Genomic DNA, 3,341 nt, shown 5'->3' with positions numbered 1-3,341 from the left:
CACCAACAAGCCGCTCCACATCGGGCACGTGCGCAACAATGCGATCGGGATGGCCCTGTCGAATCTCCTTGAGGCGGCGGGATACGAGGTCATCCGCACGAATCTCGTCAACGACCGGGGGATCCATATCTGCAAGTCGATGGTCACCTACCGAACCTGGGGCAACGGCGAGACTCCCGCGGACACGGGAGAAAAGGGAGACCACCTCGTAGGCCGCTATTACGTACGGTTCGACGCGGCCCTCGGCGAGGAGAGACGGGAGTTCCGGGCGCGCGAGGGAATCGACGCGACTCGCCTCGAGCGCGAGGCCGCGGAGGAGGCCGAGGAGCGATTCCTCGCCTCCTCGACATGGATGCGGCAGGCGCAGGAGACACTTCGCAAGTGGGAGGATGAGGATCCTGATACACGCGCGCTCTGGCGCGCGATGAACGACTGGGTCATCGATGGGTTGCGGCGGACCTATGACCGGCTGGGGTGCCGTTTCGACCGCTGGTACTTCGAGAGCGAGACATGGCAGCTCGGGCGGAAGGAAGTCGAGCGGGGCCTCTCCCTGGGTGTCTTCTACCGCAAGGCCGACAACTCGGTGTGGGCCCGCCTCGATTCTATCGGCCTGCAGGACAAGCTCCTCCTGCGCTCCGACGGCACGAGCGTCTACATCACGCAGGACATCGGGACCGCCGTGCTCAAGCACGAGGAGTACGGCATGGACCGGTCCCTCTACGTGGTCGCCTCGGAACAGGTCCTCCACTTCAAGAACCTCTTTGCCATGCTCCGCCTGCTGGGCCATCCCTGGGCCGATGGCTGCCACCACGTCGCCTACGGTCTCGTGACCTTGCCACGGGGGATGGGAAAGCTGAAGTCCCGGGAAGGAACGGCGGTCGACGCGGACGACCTTCTTGATCTCTTGCACGAGGAAGCTCGCCGGAGGATCGTCGAGAGCGGCTACTGCGGCGAGGATCCAGAGAGGATCGAGGCGACCGCGGAGGCGATCGGCCAGGGGGCGCTGAAGGTCTACCTGCTGCAGGTCGGCAACGACAAGAACATCGTCTTCGATCCTCAGGAGAGGCTCTCGTTCGAGGGCGACACCGGGCCCGCCATTCAGTACAGCCACGCGAGGATCTGCGGGATCGTCCGCAAGGGCCTCGAGCGGGGCGTCGTCTCGGCCGGGGACCTGGTTCCCGCGGATGATGCCGAGGGGATCTACCGCGGCCTACGCCCCGAGCTGATCGACTACTCTCTCCTGGACGCTCCCGAGGAGAGGGATCTGGCGGTCCGCCTCGTCGAGTTTCCGATGTCGGTCGCCCTGGCCGCCCGGCAGCTCTCCGTCGCGCCCATAGCGACTTACCTGCTCGACCTGACGCGCGGCTTCGCGCGCTACTACCACAACCACAGGGTGCTCGGCGCTCCCCAGAACGAGCTGCGCCACGCGCGACTCCACCTGAGTCTCTGCGTGGCGCAGGTCCTGCGGCGCGGTCTGAGGATCCTCACGGTCGAGGCCCCAGACCGGATGTAGCCGGGAGTCCCTCTAGGCCTTCCCGGAATCGGGCTCGTCCGCGTCCATATCGGAGAGGTCAATCGGTCCGATTCCATCGGTCATACCGATGCGGCCGACGGGAGGAGCGCCTCGCGTTTCCTCGGCGAGCGAGTCCTCAGGCGCCGGCGCGGCCTCCTTCGGCATGTCCCCACCCAGGTGCTGGTGCACCTTGGTACCGCGCGGCTTCACCTGCTTGTTGGTCCGGCGCGCGGTGAAGGGCCGGCGGTGTCGGCCGAACTCGGCGCTCTCCCGCGTCCCCGGCGCGCTTCCCTGCTCGCCGCGATCGCCGAAGGCAGAGAGCATGTCGAGCGGCTCATCTTCAGGCGGAGCCGCCCTCCTCGATTCGTCGTCTCTGCTCGCCTCGAAGCCCCGTGGCTCTCTACCGCGCTCGGTCTCGACGCTGACTGGAGGCGGCGCCACTCGGCGCGGCTCGGCCGGCCCGTCGTCGAACGGATCGGCCTGCGGCCGCGGTCTCTCCGCGTCAGACTCCTCGAATGGAGCGCCCGCGATGTCGCGGGGCCTTGGCTCGGCGCCATGGAGCCGCGGCCGGTCCTGCCCGGGGCGAGACGGGCGACGGCGACGCCGATTCCGGCGATCCGGAGCCCCGCTCCCTCGTTCCCGGTCATCCTCCTGAGGCTGATCGGCGGAGAGCGGCCGTGGCCTCAAGGACTCGACCCGGACGCGAGGAACCATCGGCGCTCTCGGAAAAGGCGTCCTCTCCTCGGTCGCCTCGGGCGGCTCGACCCTCTGCCCCTTGGTTACGGGCTCGGTTCGCCCTTCCCCCGAGACCGGGGGCCGGCCGGTCACCACGACGCCAAGCGGACGGACCGCTTCCGCATCCTGCTGTTGAGGGCTGCGCTGCCTCTGCTGCCACCGATCGCGACCACCTGATCCCTCGCCTTCGCGAGGATTCAACGGCCGGGCGCGAAAGTCCTCCGGGATCCCCGAGGCCTCCGATGAGGGCCCGCGAGAGAGGCCGGATGCGGATTCGAGCCGCCCCCCCACCGCGGGCCTCGGAGGCGTCTCGCGCTCGGCCCCACGCCCGGGGCGCTGTCCCTGGGGCCGACCGACCCCGCCGCGGCGAGGCCCCTCGGCGGACCTTCTGCCCTCTCCCCTGCGCTCGACAGGCCGCCCGCGGCTGCGGCCGCGATCACGATCCCGTCCCCTCCCGTCCCGATCGCCAAAGGTGCGGCGATCGCGAACGGAATCTTGCCTCGTGGCGCGACCCCTGTCTCTGCGCTCCGGCAGGCGAAGCTCCCTGAGCGTCGCGGGAGCCCTCTGGGCGAAAAACCCGACAAGGCCAAGAGCCAGACCCCGCAGCCCATCGACGAGGAGAACCCTCGTGGCACCAATGTCCCTAGGACCGGCCAGCAGGTCGCGGAAATAGGTGGCCAGACCGACAACGAGCAGAGTGACGCCGAGCGCAATGGAGAGATGGAAGGCGTCCCTCCGCTCACAACGAAGCCAGTAGATCGCAAGGCCATGGAGGGCGGCCAGTCCGAGTGAAGCCAGCCCCAAGAGGAAGAGGAGAAGGGCGACGCCCCCAAGAACTCCTTCCCCGGCCTGCACTTGTGGGATCCTCAGCCAGAACTCCGCGAAGCCCGTCGGAGCTGCGATCGCCCAAACGCCGACGATCGCCTCGAAGAGGCCGGAGAGGGCGAGGATCACGAGTAGAAGAACATTCATCGATACCCCTTAAGATTGATGGATAGACCTGAGACATCCCAGGACACGCAGGTTCGAAGGACGCACGGTCTGGTTCGCTTTGAAGCTGCCCCGAATCTATGCCAGACCCCCTCTCCTGTCA

The 3,341-nt window shown here is 67.8% G+C and carries 2 protein-coding genes; one reads left to right on the top strand and one right to left on the bottom strand.

Annotation, left to right across the window (positions count from 1 at the left end):
- Positions 1 to 1,513: arginine--tRNA ligase (gene argS, locus FJY88_12860; GenBank protein ID MBM3288219.1), on the top strand; the 1,513-nt coding region annotated here is incomplete at its 5' end.
- A gap of 12 nt (positions 1,514 to 1,525) precedes the next feature.
- On the opposite strand, the gene FJY88_12855 is transcribed toward argS, so the two are convergent.
- The gene (locus FJY88_12855) at positions 1,526 to 1,837 is read right to left on the bottom strand and encodes a hypothetical protein (GenBank protein MBM3288218.1); all 312 of its coding nucleotides are present in this window, start codon (positions 1,835 to 1,837) and stop codon (positions 1,526 to 1,528) included.
- Positions 1,838 to 3,341: the final 1,504 nt, after the last annotated feature.

This window comes from Candidatus Eisenbacteria bacterium, from assembly GCA_016867495.1.
Lineage (GTDB): Bacteria > Eisenbacteria > RBG-16-71-46 > CAIMUX01 > VGJL01 > VGJL01.
Note: the sequence above shows the minus strand (reverse complement) of the source record. Positions and strands in the feature narration are given on the sequence as shown.